This is a genomic window from Synechococcus sp. RedBA-s (genome assembly GCF_024345495.1).
In the GTDB taxonomy this organism is placed as follows: domain Bacteria; phylum Cyanobacteriota; class Cyanobacteriia; order PCC-6307; family Cyanobiaceae; genus Regnicoccus_A.
On sequence record NZ_JAGQBF010000025.1, the window covers coordinates 1 to 14,873 of the forward strand.

Here is a 14,873-nt window from a genome sequence, read left to right on the forward strand (position 1 = left end):
GTGGTGGTGGTGGTGGCTACGGTGGCGGTGGCGGTGGCCGTAGCCGTTACTGAGTTTCCACTCAGGCCCCGGCTTGAGAGCAGGCTCGCCTGACTGAAGCCTTTGATGCAACCCCGCTTCGGCGGGGTTTTTTATTGGCTATCCGAGTGTTGGGCGTCCGAGCCCAACACTCGGGCGCCCGGCTGTTTCAGCCGAGCGGGCCGAGGATCACTCCTCCCCTTCGTCTTCAGCACCCACGGGCACCAGGCGGATCTGCTTGCGGCCGATCTTGAGTTCGAACTCATCACCGGGCTTGAGGTCGAGCAGGGCGGTGTAGGCCTTGCCCACCAGCAGATTGCCGTTGCCTTGAACCGTGGCGATGTAGCTGAGCTTGCGACCACCTTTGCCGGCGGCCTGGCCACCACCGGAGGAGCCGAGGTTGACGCCCTTGGCCTCCAGCAGAGCCTCGTAGAAGGCGGTGAAATTCAACCGCTCACTGCCGTCCTTCTTGGTGCTGACATAGCCGGCGGAGCGCACCAGTTCCGATTTGCTTACCTCACCCAGCTCCTTGACCTTCGCGAGCAGATCGGCACCCGTCAACATGGCATTGTTTGAGAACATCACAGCCAACATACTGAATGGCGTGGATTGGTTGAGGTTGACGGCCAAAGCAACCCGACTGGGCCAGTTCAGTTCCAGCAAAGATCCGCTCCATCGCGCATTCCCGTTCAGGACATCCTGATGGCGATCGGCTCAGTCATGGCCGAGAAGTTTCAGGCTCCTCTCTGCACCGGCGAGACCCCTGAGATCCGTTCAGTGAGACTGGCCGCGGCGAGGGCGCTGAAACCAGATACAGCCGGCTCCCCCCAGCAGAATCATCAGGATCAGCGGCGCTTCACGCCAGATTTGATAGGTCGTGGCTCGCTTCAGCCGCTCCAGTTTGAACACCCCCAGCTGCGAACGTCCCGGCGGTAAGGCCGCGCGTACCAACCCCTGGCTGTCGATCACCAGGCTGGGTCCCGTGTTGGCGCTGCTCACCAACCAGCGGCCCACTTCGATGGCCCGCAGCTGGGCCAGGGCCGTGAACTGATCCCGCAGCAGAGCTGGATAGGGATCGAGATTGGCGCTGGCCAGCAACCAGCTCGCCCCCGCCGCGCTGGCCTGGCGCAGGCCTTCGCCACTGGCCAGTTCGTAGCAGATCGCCACTGCCGGATTGCCGCCATGGCGCCTCAGCAAGCGCGACGGTGGCCCAGGCTCCACACCCCCCACGGCCGAGAGTCCGCCCCAGCGCCAGAGACCTGCCAGGGGCACCCATTCGCCCAGGGGAACCACCCGCGCCTTGTCCACCCAGCCAGAGGCCTCCCTCGTTCCTGGCTCGAAGCGCAGCACACTGCTGCGCAACTCCTCCCCCTCCAGGCGGAAGCCGCCACTGAGCACCTCCGCATCGGCCTCAGGCATGGACTGCCCCAGCACCAGCGTTCCCTCCGGCAGCAGCAGGGGCACCCCCAGGACGGCCGCCTGCTGCCGGGCCGTGGCGATCTGCAGCAGCAGATCCCGTTGGCGTTCGGGCTGAAACTTCTCGCGGGTGGGCACTGCCGGTTGCAACACCAGCACCCGGAAGGGCTCGCCGCGCTCGGCTCGCTCTGGCCGCAACTGGCTCCAGCCCAGGCCATGGCTGAACAGGAGCAGGGCCATCAGGCCCAGCCCCCAACCTCGGCGGCTGGCCGCAGGGGCCACCAGTGTGCGCCAGCAGCACCAGCCGATCAGCAGTTGAACGGCCGCCACAAAACCGGATCCCCCCAGCGCCGCCAGCCCGGCCAGGGGACGGTCGGCGGGCAGGGGGGACGTGCCCAGGCCGATCCAGAACAGCGGGCCGGCGGCCAGCAGCACCTCCGCCAGACCCCAGAGCCCCGAGGCCAGCAGCGCCGTGGCCAGGCGGCGGGGGCCGAGGCGGTGCACCAGCCAGCCCCAGCCGGACAGCAGCAGCCCCCCGGCCAGGCCACAGGTCAGCCACAGCGCCAGACAGATGGGCAGGCTCAGGGGGCCCGGAACACCGATCCAGTCGAGGGGGTGCAGCCAGAGCAGCCAGCGATGGCTCACCAGCACCGCGGCGGCGCCCCACAGGCCAGCGCCGACCGGGGAGGCCCCCCAGAGGGGCACCAGGGCCAGCCAGAGCAGGGGGGGCAGACCCAGGGGCGCCAGGGAAAGGCCCGCCAGGGCGCCGGCCAGGGCGGTGATCACCCTGAAGCGCCGGTCATCTCCCATGGCCTGCGCCGGCATGCAACGACATCATCAGATGGTCAGCGCTTGCCGCCATGGACCGGGACAATCTGCTCCAGCAACTGATCCTGCGTGGACTGGGCACCAGTTCCCTGGTGGCCGACCGCCTGCGCAACGTCACCCAGGACTGGGTGAGGAGTGGCCGCCTGGATCCCAGCGAAGCCACGGTGCTCGTTGACGACGTGATGCGCTCGCTGCGCGGGGAGAACCCCGAGCTGGAAAAGCAGGCCGAGCGCACGATGGAGCGCAACATCGATCATTTCTTCCAGGACTTCGGGCTGGCCCGCCAGCGCGAGGTGGATGAGCTGCGGGGGCGCATCGACCGGCTGGAGCAACTACTGCGCAACCGGCGCGAAGCGGCTGAAGTGCCCGACTGAAACCGCCTCCGGCGCTGGCAGAATCTCCCCCAGCTCCCCTCGGCCCGGCCGCCTTTCTCCGACCCATGCGTGACATCCTGATCAGCACCGGCGTCTGCATTGCCTGCCTGCTGCTGGCCCTGGCCAGTCAGTTGATCTCCCCCAGCACGGTGGAGGCCAGCGGCAACGATGCCGTGAGTACGGCCTCGCAGACCACCAGCTCCCTCAGTTCCGTTGTCGTGGCAACGGCCAGTCCCGCCGCCCCCAGCGGCCGGATCGAGCTGGACCCCGATGATCCCAATCCTTCGCTGTTCACCATGGCCTCCGACAGTCCCAACGACTCCTCCCCTCTCAACGACGCTGCTGTGGCCCAGGCCGGAGCTGCCGGGCTGGGTGGCGAACTGGTGGCCGCCAAGGAAGTGGTCACCCCCAGTGGCCTGCGCATCACCGATCTGGTGGTAGGCGAGGGCGCAGAAGCCGTCAGCGGCCAGGCGGTCCAGGTCAACTACCGAGGCACCCTTGCCAACGGCAAAGAGTTCGACAGCAGCTACGGCCGTGGCCCCTTCTCCTTCCCCCTGGGCGGCGGTCGGGTGATCAAGGGCTGGGATGAAGGCGTGGCCGGCATGAAGGTGGGCGGCAAGCGCAAGCTGGTGATCCCCCCAGATCTGGCCTACGGAGAGCGGGGGGCCGGCGGCGTGATTCCCCCCAACGCCACCCTCACCTTCGAGGTGGAACTGCTGGGAGTCGGCGGCTGAGCTCCGGCTGGGCTCGTTAGGATGGGGCCACCGGTGGATCGCCGGTCAAGCTGTTCATGGTCCCATCAATCACAGACCCGGGTTCCAGAGCCGGCGCGCTTTTCTCGACGTGCCGCCGGCACTCAGCTCCAGGTCTGTGCCGTGCTGCTTGAACCGGAGCCCCCCATGGGCTCCGCCCGTTGTCCCCTTCGTTGAACTTTCATGGCTCACACGCTGCCCGCTCTCCCTTACGCCATCAACGCGCTAGAGCCCCATATTTCCGAGAACACCCTCGAGTTTCACCACGGCAAACATCACGCCGCCTACGTCGCCAACCTCAACAAGCTGCTGGACGGCACCGACCTTGACGGCAAGAGCCTCGAGGACGTGATCACCGCCGTGGCTGGTGATGCCTCCAAGGCAGGAGTGTTCAACAACGCCGCCCAGGTGTGGAACCACAGCTTCTACTGGCAGTGCATGAAGCCCGCTGGCGGTGGTCAGCCGCCCAGCGGTGCCCTCGCCGAGAAGATCAACGCCGATTTCGGCAGTTTCGAGGCCTTCGTGGAGCAGTTCAAGGCGGCTGGCGCCACCCAGTTCGGCAGTGGCTGGGCCTGGCTGATCCTCGATGGCGGCACGCTCAAGATCACCAAGACCGCCAATGCGGATCTGCCCCTGGCCCACGGTCAGAAGGCTCTGCTCACCATGGATGTCTGGGAGCACGCCTACTACCTGGACTATCAGAACAAACGCCCTGATTACATGACCACCTTCCTCGACAAGCTGGTCAACTGGGACTTTGTGGCCGCCAACCTGGCCGCCGCCTGATCCACCAGGCCCTCAAGGGCTCGCCGCCTCCAGCACGGCGTCGGGGGCGATCCACATCGCATCGCCGTAGGAGAAGAAGCGATAGCCCTGCCGCTTCGCTTCTTCGTAGACCTCCAGCAGACGCGGCCGTCCGATCAGGGCACTCACCAGCAGCAGCAGCGAACTGCGCGGCAGGTGGAAATTGGTGAGCAGTCCCTGCACCAGCTGGAAGCGGAATCCCGGCTGGATCACCAGATTCACCGGCCCGCGGAAGGGCACCAGGTGGCCGCCATGCAGCGCCGCCACCCCTTCGAGACTGCGCACACTGGTGGTGCCGACGGCGACCACCCGCCCGCCCCGCAGCTGACAGGCCGCAACCGCCTCCACCAGCTCCTGGCTGATCTCCACCCATTCGCTGTGCAGATCCAGGCTGGAGAGGTCCTCCTCCTCCAGCGGCCGAAAGGTGCCGATGCCCACGTGCAACGTGGCGGTGGCGATGGCCACGCCGCGGGCGCGGATCGCCTCAAGCAGTTCATCACTCAGGTGCAGGCCCGCCGTGGGGGCAGCCACCGCTCCGGGCCGGGTGGCGTAGCGGGTCTGGTAGCGGCTCTCCTGCTCAGGATCCGGGTGCTGGATGTAGGGCGGCAGCGGCATCGCGCCGTAGCGCTCCAACAGCGCTTCGATCGAGGCGGCATCGACGCAGCCAGGGGGGAAGCGGATCACCCGCCCACCGCTGGATTCATCAAGGGCCACCACCTCCAGGGGCAGGGACGGCAGACCGGCGGCTTCGAGCTGAAGCACCTCGCCGGGTCGCACCCGCTTGGCCGGCCGCACCAGGCAGATCCAGCAGCACTCGCTGGAGGCCACGGCGGCCTCGCGGGGAACGGCGCTGTCGTAGGGCTGCAGCACCAGCAGTTCCACGGCACCGCCGCTGGCGCGGCGGGCCTGCAGCCGTGCCTTGAGCACCCGGGTGTCATTGACCACCAGCAGATCACCCGGGCGCAGTTCCGCCGACAGATCCCAGACACTGAGGTGCCTGAGCTGCTCCTCGCTGCGACCCAGAGCCAACAGCCGCGCACTGTGGCGCGGCTCGGCGGGGGTCTGGGCGATGAACGACGGCGGCAGGTCGTAGTCGTAGCTGGAGAGCCGCAGATCAGCAGACGGGTCGCTCAGGGCTGCAGGGCCCGCTGGGGCCAAAGAAACAACAACACGCTCAGACGATCAGAGGGCGAGGCTTTCAGGCGCTGTTTCGATCAGCTGGGCCAGATCCTTGAGGAAGGCCGCGGCATGGGTGCCGTAAATGACCCGGTGATCGACCGTGAGGTTCACCTGCATCTGGCGCCTGACGGCAATCGAGCCGTCCTTGCCGGCCACTACGGCGGGGCGGGAGGCCGCCACCGCCAGGATCGCCCCGGTGCCAGGCGGCAGGATCGCATCGAAGCGATCGACACCGAACATGCCCAGGTTGGAGAGGGTGAAGGTGCCGGTGCTGTACTCCTCGGGCTTGAGCTGCTTGGAGCGCGAGCGGGCCACCAGATCAGCCCAGGAGCGCGAGAGGCTGTAAAGATCGGTGCGATCAGCCGCGGCCAGCACCGGTGTGATCAGGCCTCCGTCGTCCATGGCCACCGCCACAGCCACATTGATGGCGGGGGGGTAGACCATGCCGGCCTCGCTGTAGGCGGCATTGACCTGGGGATGGCGAGCGAGCACCACCCCCACCGCCTTGGCCAGCAGGGCCGTCATGGTGACGCCCTTACTCTTCACCGACTTGGCGAAGGCATCCAGCCGGTCGGTGGTGATCGTGTAGCCCACGTGGAAACAAGGCACCCCCAGGCTGGCGAGCATGTTGCGATTCACCGCCGCCTGCAGGGTGTTGAAGGCCACGGTGTCGCCGGGCTGCCCGAAGGCCTGGCCCACCGGAGCCGGTGCCCTTGAGCCGGTGCTGGAGCCGTTGGCGGAAGCGTTGGCCGGGGCGGCCGTGACCGCCGCTGCTGTGCCCTCCGCCACGCGGGGCACAGCAGCGGCCTGGCCGGCGGCGCGCTCCACGTCTTCGGCCTGGATGCGGCCATGGGGACCACTGCCCCGCAGGCTCTCAAGGGCCACACCGAGCTGACCAGCCAGCTTGCGCGCCCGTGGTGTGGCCACCAACCGCCCGCCGGCGGCCACCGCCACGGGGGGTGCTGCGGGCATTGCTGCCACAGGAGCCGGCGCCGGAGCCACAACCGGAGCAGCGGGAGCGGTTGACGCCGCAGCTGCAGCGGGGGCGGGCGCTGGAGCCTCAGCGGCCGCTCCTGCCGCCGTAGCCGCGGCAGGAGCGGCCGGCGCCGAAGCCTGGACGGCCGCGATCTCCGCTTCGGTTTCAACGATCAGACCGATGGTTTCACCCACCGGGGCCGTGCCGCCGGAGGGGAGCAACACCGAAGCCAGGAAGCCCTCCTGGAAGGCCTCCACGTCCATGTCGGCCTTGTCCGACTCCACCACCAGCACCGATTCGCCCCTCTCGACGCGATCGCCGGGCTTCTTCAGCCACTCCACGATCTTGCCCTCCGTCATCGTGGAGCTCAGGGCGGGCATGAAGATTTCGTGGGTCGCCAAAGTCCTGATCCCAATGCAGGCTGCGTCTGGATTTTACGTGCGGCCCCTCCCTGGTCGCCGCTGGGGGTTCAGCCCCCCTCGATCGCCTCCACCACGCCGTCGCGCACCAGCACGGCCACCTGCAGTTTTTCCACCAGGTTGTCGCCCACCTTGATCTTGCAGGTGCCCTCGATCTGGCCCTGGTCAACGATCTGATCGAACTCCAAATCGCGCACCTGGCGCTGCTGCTCGATCAAGGTGCGCTTCTGCTCCTCGAATTCGGCCCGCTTGGCCGCCACCTGCTGCTGCACCGAGGCCACCTGCTCCTGCACGCGGGGGTCGAGCGGGTTCAGGCTCTGGCGGCGGATCTCATCCACCAGCTGCTGACCCTCCTGCTCCAGCTGGGAGAGCTGCTGGTCGCTGTTGCTCACCGCGGCACTCAGTTCCCGTTCGGCGTCCTCCTTCCAGCGGGGGGTGACCACGGCCCGCACGGTGATGGTGCGCTTGATCGTGAGGGTGTGGCCGTCAGTCATGGGAGAGGAATCGCAATGACCAGGCTCTCAGCCCGGCGCCCTGCGGTCAACCGAGGGAGCCGGCGGCGCTCAGCCCCCGTAGATCGCCTCGATCGCCGCTCCATCGCGCTCGGTGATGCGATCACGGCGCTGCTTGAGGGTCTGGGTGAGCAAGCCGTTCTCGATCGAGAACGGCTCCACCAGGGCCACCCCAGCCAGGCGTTCGTCGGGCCGCGAGCCCTGGCGAGCCGCCAGCAGGCGGTTGAATTCGCCACTCAGCGCTTTGAGCAAGGCCCGATCGGCCTTGGCCACGCCTGATCCATCGGCTGAGCCATCGGCGCTGGTCCCGGGGACGGGCAGCTGGAGAGCCCTGGCGAAGGCGGCCAGGGGGTCAGCGCGGGGCACCACCAGGGCGGCGAGCTGGCGACGGTCCTGGCCCACCAACATCACCTGCTCCACCAGAGGATGGGCCACCAGGGCCTCCTCCAGGGGACCCGGCTCGATGTTCTCGCCACTACTGAGCACGATCGTGTCCTTGGCCCGGCCGGTGAGCACCAGGGTTCCATCGGCCAGCAGCTGGCCCAGATCGCCGGTGTCGAACCAGCCGTCACCATCCAGCACCGCAGCGGTGGCCTCGGGCTTGCCGAAGTAGCCGGCCATCACCTGGGGACCGCGGGCGAGCACCCGACCCCGCTGCCGCCAGGCCAGCGGCACGCCGCTCTCGGGATCGACGATGCGCAGTTCCGTGTCCGGCAGGGGCTGGCCCGCACTGCCCCGGCGGTTGCGCCAGGGGCGACGGCAGGCCAGCACCGGGCTGGTTTCGGTGAGGCCGTAGCCCACCAGCAGCTCGATGCCGATCGCCTCGAAGAAGCCATCCACGTGCAGGGCCAGGGCGCCACCGCCGCTGATGGCCGTGCGCAGGGCACCGCCCGAGAGCTGCTGGCGCACCTTGGGCCAGAGCAGGGCAGAGGCCAGGCCGTGACCCGGCCAGCTCAACAGCCAGCCCAGGCCAGCGGCCAGCCGCCCCAGCGGCAGCTGGGGCTCCAGGGTGAGGGCGAGGGCGCGCCGGCGCGACTGGCCATGCCAGCGACTCAGCCGCAGGGCCTGACGGATCAGCCCCTGGCGGGAGGGGGGCATGGCCTCGAGGGCATCCTCGAAACCGGCAAGCAGGGCCTCCCACAGCCTCGGCACACTGATCATGTACTGGGGCCTCACCCGCTGCAGGTCGGGGCGCAGGTGCTTGAGGGTGGTGTAGCTCTGGCGGCAGCCACAGGAGAGCAGGAAGTATTCGGCGGTGCGCTCGTAGGCATGCCAGATCGGCAGCACGCTGAGCACGCGATCGGCCGGCCGCGGCGCCACCGCCACCCCCAGGGTGCGCAGCTGGTGCAGCAGGTTGGCCTGGCTGAGGGGGACCCCCTTGGGGCGGCCGGTGGTGCCTGAGGTGTAGAGCAGGGTGGCCAGGCGTTCAGGGCCCTGAACCGGCGCGGGGGGCGCCTCGGCATCCTCACGGAGGCCAAGGGCCTCGAAGGCGTCCCAGCTCAGTTGCCGCGGCCCGAGGCACGAGGGAGCACTGCCATTGCCAGCGGGGGCCTCATCTTCCAGCAGCACCACGAAGCGCAGCCGATCGAGGGCAGCGGGCTCCAGGCCCAGGCGCTCCAGCAGGGCTGCCGATTCCACCACCAGCCCGACGGCGCCGGAGTCGTCAAGGATGTAACGCAGTTCCTCGAGGGGGGCGCTGCTGCCGCGCACCGCGTCGGCGGCGCCGCAGACCATGATCCCCTGGTCGGCCAGCAGCCAGCGGGGGCTGTTCTCCGAGAACAGGGCCACCACATCCCCCTCCCTCAGGCCCAGCAACGCGAAGGCCGCAGCCGCCCGCTGGATGCGGGCGTTGAGCTCGCGGTAGGAGAACTGCTCCGGCGGACGGGCATGGGGTGCATCGAGGGCGATGGCCTCCCCATGGCGCTGGGCGAGGACGGGCCAGAGGCCTTCGAGTCCCTTCAGACCGCCCCAGTCGGCGCGCTGGGCCAGGGCCTGCTCATCGAGCCGGTCCCCCGACCAGAGGATCGAGGCGGTGCCGTCCATCGTCGCGTCGCATGCGTGGCCCAGGCTTATCACCGCCACGGCCATTCCGCGGGTTCCGGTGGCCGGAGCTCCAGGCCGAACCGCCGGGCCAGGGCCTGGCGCAGCAGGGGCTGAACCGTGGCGATCGTCAGCTCCGGGCACCAGTCGCTCAGGCGTGTCACCCCATGGCCCGTCAATCCGCAGGGAACGATGGCGCCGAAGCCCTCCAGCGGACAGCTCACATTGAGGGCCAGGCCGTGCTGGCTGATCCAGCGGCGGGCACCCACACCGATGGCCGCCACCTTGCGCCCCTCCAGCCAGACCCCGGTGAGGCCCTCCAGCCGTTCTCCCCTCAGCCCGAGGGCCGCCAGCACCTCCAGCACCGCCGCCTCCAGCTCACGCAGGTAGAGGTGGAGATCACCACCATGACGCTGCAGAGCCAGCACCGGGTAGGCCACCAGCTGACCGGGCAGGTGGTGGGTCACTTCGCCGCCCCGGTCGATGCGAAAGAGTGGGGCGGGGGGATCGCAGGGATCGAAGCCCAGGAAGCGCTCGCTGGCGCCGCGGCCCAGGGTGTAGCAGGGGGGGTGCTGCAACAGCAGCAGGGCTTCCGGGCCATCGGGGTCTCCCAAGAGGCGCTCCTGCCACTGCCGCTGCCACATCCAGGCCTGCTCAAACGGCACCGGCAGGGCAGGTTCAACAAGGATTGCGTCGAGGCCCGGAGTTATGCGCAAACCGCTTCCTACAGTTGGGTCAGAACGACCAGCGAGGGGACTGATCCATGAAGCTGTTGATTCACGGCCGCAATCTCGATGTCACACCGGCCATCCGTGATTACACGGAAGCAAAGCTCGGTCGTGCCATCAATCATTACGAAGGCCTGGTCAAAGAAGCTGATGTTCATCTCTCCGTGGCGCGCAACCCCAGGGTGGCGCAACAGACTGCCGAGGTCACTGTTTATGCCAATGGGATGGTGATTCGCGCCCAGGAACGCAGTGAGAACCTCTACGCCAGCATCGACATGGTGGCGGGCAAGCTGAGCCGTCAGCTGCGCCGCTACAAGGATCGCCTCAGTGATCACCACGGAGCCGGATCCCCGGCCAATGGCGTTGACGATACCGAACAGCCCAGCCTGGAGGGAATTCTTCCCGATGATCTGATCGGCAGCCGGGAGCCCACCCTGCCGGCACCGGCGGTGCGGCGCAAGTACTTCTCGATGCCGTCAATGAGCCTGGATCAGGCCCTGCACCAATTGGAGCTGATCGACCACGATTTCTATGTGTTCCGGGAGGAATCCAGCGGAGGTCTCCAGGTGGTCTATCGCCGCAACCATGGTGGATTCGGTGTAATCCAGCCCAAAGACTCCTGACCCCTCCTGAATCGCCCCAGCCCCGTGACGCGTGACTCCAGGCTCAGGGGGCCCCTGCCCGATCTGGCCCCACTGATCGAGCATGCCCTCCTTGATCCCCACCGGGGCCTGGAGAGCGTGCAGCAGGCCTGTGATCAGGCTCGCCACTACGGTTTCGCGGCGGTGTGCGTCTCCTCCCGCTGGGTGGCCGCCGCCCGGGAGCGGCTGGGGGGAGCCGGCAGCGTCAAGTTGGTGGCGGTGGTGGCCTTCCCCTTTGGGGCGGTGCCGGCGTCGATCAAGCGGGCGGAAGCCGAGGCGGCCGCCAGCGCCGGCGCCGACGAACTCGATGTGGTGCCCGATTTCGGTGCCCTCGCCGATGGTGACGGCGGCTCGATCTACCAGGAGCTGGGCTCGATCGTGGAGCTCGGTCTGCCGGTGAAGGTGATCCAGGAGGTGGGGCGGCTGGATCCAGCCGCCCTGGAGCTGCTGGTGGAGGCCTCGATCGATGCCGGGGCCGCCTTCCTCAAGACCGGCAGTGGCTTCGGCCCAGCCGTGACCCCTGAGCAGGTGAGCCATCTGCGCGAGCTGGCCCGGGGACGGGCGGGGATCAAGGCGTCCGGTGGCATCGCCGGACTGGAGCAGGCCTTTGATCTGGTGGCCGCCGGTGCCACACGACTGGGCACCAGCCGCGGCATCGCCCTGATCGAGGCCATGCGCGCCCCGGCCTGATGCCCGAGGAATCGCTGGAGGGTCTCTCGCTCAAATGCGGTCCCCTGGGGGAGCACGACCGGCTGCTCACCCTGCTCAGCGACAACGGCGGCCTCTGCCGGCTGGCGGTGCCGGGCGCCCGACGCCCTCGCAGCAGCCTGGCGGCGGCGGTGCCCCTGTCCCTGTTGCGGCTTCAGGTGGGCGGTGGCCGCGGCCTGCGGCGGGTGCGCCAGCTGCGGGTGATCCACAACTTCAGCCAACTGGGTCAGCGCCTGGAGACCCTTGCCGCCGCCCAATCGCTGGCGGAGCTCTGCTTGCAGCTGGTGGCCGACGGCGATGGGCTGGCCGGAGCCCTCGACGACCTCACCCTGCAGCTGCGCCGCCTGGAGCTGGTGGTGTCGGAGCGCCAGGACTCCCTCGAAGCCCTGGCGCTCGCCGTGCAGGGACATGTGCACCTGCTGGCGCTGGGGGGCTACGGGCTGCCGCTGCAGCGCTGCGCCCGCAGCGGCGAGCCCCTGGCGCCCCCCCTGGGCAACCGTGACTGGCGCTGCAGCCTGCTGCCCAGTGAGGGGCTGGTGATCGGCGCGGTGACCGGGGCGATGCTGGTGCTGAACGCATCGGAGCTGGCCCTGCTGCAACGGCTGCCGCGTCCCGCCCTGCCCCGCTGCCGCGACGGCACCTTGATGGGACCGGCCTGGGTCTGGCTGCGGCTGCTGCAGCTGGTGCAGGTGTGGTGCCAGGAGCACCTGGGCCGGCGGGGCAAGGCCCTGGGACTGCTGCAGGGCTGCTTCAGCGCCGAGGCGCAGGGGCGCCATGGCGCTGCGCCATCATTGCCGCCGAACGACTGACACCTGGAGCGGATTGTCCCGGCCGACCGCCACCCCCCCTCCGGAACCCTCCGAGGAGACCAGCCCCGCCGCTGGAGAGGCCAGTGGCTCGCGCACCGACGGGCTGCAGGCCGTGCTGGCCCTCCCCGACTTCCGCAGGCTCTGGCTGGGGCAGGTCTTCTCCCAGCTGGCCGACAAGTTCTACATCGTGCTGATGGTGTTCCTGATCGCCCAGTACTGGGTGACGGACACCCCCCAGAACAACATGGTGCTGGCCGAGGCGGCGGCCAGCCTGCGGCTGGATTTCGAAACCCGCGCCCAGATGATCACCCTGCTGGCCACGGGGATCTACGTGGCCAACACCGTGCCGGCGATGCTGTTGGGCACCGTGGCCGGTGTCTGGGCCGACCGCTGGCCCAAACGCCAGGTGATGGTGGCCTCCAACGCCCTGCGGGCCGGCCTCACCCTGCTGGCCCCCCTGGCGCTGCTGCCCGGCCCCCAGTGGCTGGGGCTGACCTGGGGCTACTGGGGCCTGGTGGCCATGACCTTCCTGGAGTCGGTACTCACCCAGTTCTTCGCGCCGGCCGAGCAGGCCGCCATTCCGTTGCTGGTGCCGAGGCCAAGCATGCTGGCGGCCATGTCGCTGTATCAGGCCACCAGCATGGGGGCCACGATCGTGGGCTTCGCCCTGGGCGATCCGGTGCTGCGGCTGCTGCGCTCCAGCCTCAAGGCCATCGGCATCGGTGGCGGTGAATTCGTGCTGCTGCCGCTCTGCTACGGCCTGGCGGCCGTGTTCATCAGCACGATCCAGATGGAGGAGCCAGAGAAGGTGGAGCGGGGCACCAGCGTCTGGAGTGAGATCGCCGAGGGCATCGAGGTACTGCGTGAGCGGGCCAGCGTCAGGCGGGCCCTGCTGCAACTGGTGCTGCTCTACAGCATCCTGGCGGCCCTGTATGTGCTGGCCATCAGCCTGGCCTCGGCCATCGAAGGGCTCGGTCCCACCCGTTTCGGCACCCTGCTGGCCATGAGCGGCGTGGGCATGGCCTGCGGCGCCCTCGGCGTGGCCCAGCTGGGCCAGGGCCTCAACCGCCGGCGCATGGCCTCCACCGGCCTGGCGATGATCGCCTTCAGCCTGGTGCTGCTGGGCCAGGGACGGGGCAGCCTGCTGCTCACCCTCGGCCTCTGCGGCCTGCTGGGCATCGGCGCGGCGCTGGTGGCGATTCCGTCGCAGACCACCATCCAGGACGACACCCCGGAGGAGATGCGCGGCAAGGTCTTCGGCCTGCAGAACAACTTGATCAACGTGGCCCTCAGCCTGCCCCTGGTGCTGGCCGGGGCGGTGGTGAGCCGCTACGGCCTGATGCCGGTGCTGTGGGGCCTGGCGGCGGTCACCCTGATCGCCGCGCTGATCGAGAAGCCCTGGCAGCGCTGCTAGCGTTTCCGCCAGGACGAGGCCTGAACCGTTGGCCCACATTGCGTGGCTGGGCAAGAAGTCCCCCTTCTGCGGCAACGTCACCTACAGCCTCTCGACCACCGAGCGGCTTCGGCAACACGGCCATCAGGTCAGCTTCATCCATTTCGACACCCCTGCCACCGGCCTGGGGCGCTCCTGGGATCCGAATCAGCCGGTGGAGGCCAACCAGCAGCGCAGCCCGGTGGCCAGCAATCTCACCGGTGACCGAACCCCAGATGTGGCCCTGTCCTACCTGGTGAAGTCCCAGGTGTACACGATCCCCTCGCCTGGGGCCCAGCGGGAGCTGCGCGAATCCCTGGAGCGCCTGCGCCCCGACCTGGTGCACGCCAGCCTCACCCTCTCCCCCCTGGATTTCCGCCTGCCGGACCTCTGCCAGTACCTGGGGGTGCCGCTGGTGGCAACCTTCCATCCCGCCTTCGACGCCGGTCTGCGCAACATCACCGCCGGCACCCAGCAGCTCACCTACCAGCTCTACGCCCCGGCCCTGGCCCGCTTCGATCGGGTGATCGTCTTCTCCGAACTGCAGGCCGAGGTGCTGGCGCGGCTGGGGGTGCGCGAGGAGCGCCTGGCGGTGATCCCCAACGGGGTGGATCCAGGCCTCTGGTGCCCCCCCGAGCCGACCACACCCTCGCGGGAACTGGTCAGCCTCCGCAGCCGCCTGGGCCAGCGCCGCGTCTTCCTCTACATGGGACGACTGGCCACTGAGAAGAACGTGGAAGCGCTGCTGCGGGCCTGGCGGCTGGTGCGGCCGGCGGGCTGCCTGCTGGTGATCGTCGGCGATGGCCCCCTGCGCCAGGCCCTGCAGGGCAACAGCGACGAGCAGGACGTGCTCTGGTGGGGCTACGAAGCGAACCTGCAGCAGCGGGTGGCCCTGCTGCAGGCGGCCGATGTTTTCCTGCTGCCCTCGTTGGTGGAGGGTCTTTCCCTGGCCCTGCTGGAGGCGATGGCCAGCGGCACCGCCTGCGTGGCCACCGATGCCGGCGCCGACGGCGAAGTGCTGGAGGGAGGGGCCGGCATCGTCATCAGCACCCAGGGGGTGACCACCCAACTACGCACGCTGCTGCCGGTGCTGCGCGATCAACCGGTGCTGACCGCCGAACTGGGTCGCCGGGCCCGGGAGCGGGTTCTGGAGCGCTACACCCTGGCCCGCAACATCGAGCAGCTGGAGGCTCTCTATGCCGAACTGGTGCCCCAGGGCAGCCTTGCCGCCTGAAGC

The 14,873-nt window shown here is 68.9% G+C and carries 15 protein-coding genes; 8 read left to right on the forward strand and 7 right to left on the reverse strand.

The features are described from left to right. Positions 1–207: 207 nt before the first annotated feature. On the reverse strand, positions 208–582 hold the full coding sequence (locus KBY67_RS10890; RefSeq protein WP_255102974.1) for an AbrB family transcriptional regulator: 375 nt from the start codon (positions 580–582) through the stop codon (positions 208–210). Positions 583–792: 210 nt separating this feature from the next. Further along, positions 793–2,259: an apolipoprotein N-acyltransferase gene (locus KBY67_RS10895; protein WP_255111056.1), complete on the reverse strand. Its 1,467-nt coding sequence runs from the start codon at positions 2,257–2,259 to the stop codon at positions 793–795. 35 nt (positions 2,260–2,294) lie between these two features. Between KBY67_RS10895 and KBY67_RS10900 the strand changes: the two genes are divergently transcribed. From KBY67_RS10900 to KBY67_RS10910, 3 genes are all read left to right on the forward strand, one after another. Further along, positions 2,295–2,636: a phasin family protein gene (locus tag KBY67_RS10900; protein ID WP_255111057.1), complete on the forward strand. Its 342-nt coding sequence runs from the start codon at positions 2,295–2,297 to the stop codon at positions 2,634–2,636. A 65-nt stretch (positions 2,637–2,701) separates the two neighbouring features. Next, a complete protein-coding gene (locus tag KBY67_RS10905; RefSeq protein WP_255111058.1) occupies positions 2,702–3,370 on the forward strand; it encodes an FKBP-type peptidyl-prolyl cis-trans isomerase in 669 nt (222 codons plus the stop codon). 201 nt (positions 3,371–3,571) lie between these two features. Beyond that, the gene (locus KBY67_RS10910) at positions 3,572–4,174 is read left to right on the forward strand and encodes a superoxide dismutase (RefSeq protein ID WP_255111059.1); all 603 of its coding nucleotides are present in this window, start codon (positions 3,572–3,574) and stop codon (positions 4,172–4,174) included. A 12-nt stretch (positions 4,175–4,186) separates the two neighbouring features. On the opposite strand, the gene queA is transcribed toward KBY67_RS10910, so the two are convergent. The 5 genes from queA to lipB form a co-directional block, all read right to left on the reverse strand. Then, positions 4,187–5,326 (reverse strand): tRNA preQ1(34) S-adenosylmethionine ribosyltransferase-isomerase QueA, encoded by a 1,140-nt coding sequence (queA, locus tag KBY67_RS10915; protein ID WP_255111091.1) that lies wholly within the window; start codon positions 5,324–5,326, stop codon positions 4,187–4,189. Between the two features lie 48 nt (positions 5,327–5,374). Beyond that, on the reverse strand, positions 5,375–6,748 hold the full coding sequence (locus KBY67_RS10920; RefSeq protein WP_255111060.1) for a dihydrolipoamide acetyltransferase family protein: 1,374 nt from the start codon (positions 6,746–6,748) through the stop codon (positions 5,375–5,377). A 68-nt stretch (positions 6,749–6,816) separates the two neighbouring features. After that, positions 6,817–7,260 carry a YlqD family protein gene (locus KBY67_RS10925; protein WP_255111061.1) on the reverse strand — a complete coding sequence of 148 codons (444 nt, stop codon included), beginning with the start codon at positions 7,258–7,260 and terminating at the stop codon, positions 6,817–6,819. 69 nt (positions 7,261–7,329) lie between these two features. After that, positions 7,330–9,321, reverse strand: coding sequence for an AMP-binding protein (locus tag KBY67_RS10930; RefSeq protein WP_255111062.1), 1,992 nt, complete (start codon positions 9,319–9,321; stop codon positions 7,330–7,332). A 29-nt stretch (positions 9,322–9,350) separates the two neighbouring features. Next, positions 9,351–10,028: a lipoyl(octanoyl) transferase LipB gene (lipB, locus tag KBY67_RS10935; RefSeq protein WP_255111092.1), complete on the reverse strand. Its 678-nt coding sequence runs from the start codon at positions 10,026–10,028 to the stop codon at positions 9,351–9,353. A 53-nt stretch (positions 10,029–10,081) separates the two neighbouring features. Between lipB and hpf the strand changes: the two genes are divergently transcribed. Genes hpf through KBY67_RS10960 form a run of 5 tightly spaced genes read left to right on the forward strand, consistent with a single transcriptional unit; the run spans position 10,082 to position 14,870 of the window. Beyond that, entirely contained in the window at positions 10,082–10,669 is a 588-nt protein-coding gene (gene hpf, locus KBY67_RS10940) for a ribosome hibernation-promoting factor, HPF/YfiA family (RefSeq protein ID WP_255111063.1), read from the forward strand. A gap of 24 nt (positions 10,670–10,693) precedes the next feature. Continuing rightward, positions 10,694–11,377 (forward strand): deoxyribose-phosphate aldolase, encoded by a 684-nt coding sequence (gene deoC / locus KBY67_RS10945; protein WP_255111064.1) that lies wholly within the window; start codon positions 10,694–10,696, stop codon positions 11,375–11,377. Continuing rightward, on the forward strand, positions 11,377–12,204 hold the full coding sequence (locus tag KBY67_RS10950; RefSeq protein WP_255111065.1) for a DNA repair protein RecO: 828 nt from the start codon (positions 11,377–11,379) through the stop codon (positions 12,202–12,204). Before deoC ends, KBY67_RS10950 begins: the two co-directional genes overlap by 1 nt. Positions 12,205–12,217: 13 nt before the next feature. Continuing rightward, positions 12,218–13,618, forward strand: coding sequence for an MFS transporter (locus tag KBY67_RS10955; protein WP_255111066.1), 1,401 nt, complete (start codon positions 12,218–12,220; stop codon positions 13,616–13,618). A 28-nt stretch (positions 13,619–13,646) separates the two neighbouring features. Continuing rightward, positions 13,647–14,870 carry a glycosyltransferase family 4 protein gene (locus KBY67_RS10960; protein ID WP_255111067.1) on the forward strand — a complete coding sequence of 408 codons (1,224 nt, stop codon included), beginning with the start codon at positions 13,647–13,649 and terminating at the stop codon, positions 14,868–14,870. The last annotated feature ends 3 nt before the right edge of the window (positions 14,871–14,873 follow it).

Coding starts and splice junctions, on each gene's coding strand:
- KBY67_RS10890 (WP_255102974.1), bottom strand. CDS start 582: ATGTTGACGGGTGCCGATCTGCTCGCGAAGGTCAAGGAGCTGGGTGAG.
- KBY67_RS10895 (WP_255111056.1), bottom strand. CDS start 2,259: ATGCCGGCGCAGGCCATGGGAGATGACCGGCGCTTCAGGGTGATCACC.
- KBY67_RS10900 (WP_255111057.1), top strand. CDS start 2,295: ATGGACCGGGACAATCTGCTCCAGCAACTGATCCTGCGTGGACTGGGC.
- KBY67_RS10905 (WP_255111058.1), top strand. CDS start 2,702: ATGCGTGACATCCTGATCAGCACCGGCGTCTGCATTGCCTGCCTGCTG.
- KBY67_RS10910 (WP_255111059.1), top strand. CDS start 3,572: ATGGCTCACACGCTGCCCGCTCTCCCTTACGCCATCAACGCGCTAGAG.
- KBY67_RS10925 (WP_255111061.1), bottom strand. CDS start 7,260: ATGACTGACGGCCACACCCTCACGATCAAGCGCACCATCACCGTGCGG.
- KBY67_RS10930 (WP_255111062.1), bottom strand. CDS start 9,321: ATGGACGGCACCGCCTCGATCCTCTGGTCGGGGGACCGGCTCGATGAG.
- hpf (WP_255111063.1), top strand. CDS start 10,082: ATGAAGCTGTTGATTCACGGCCGCAATCTCGATGTCACACCGGCCATC.
- KBY67_RS10950 (WP_255111065.1), top strand. CDS start 11,377: ATGCCCGAGGAATCGCTGGAGGGTCTCTCGCTCAAATGCGGTCCCCTG.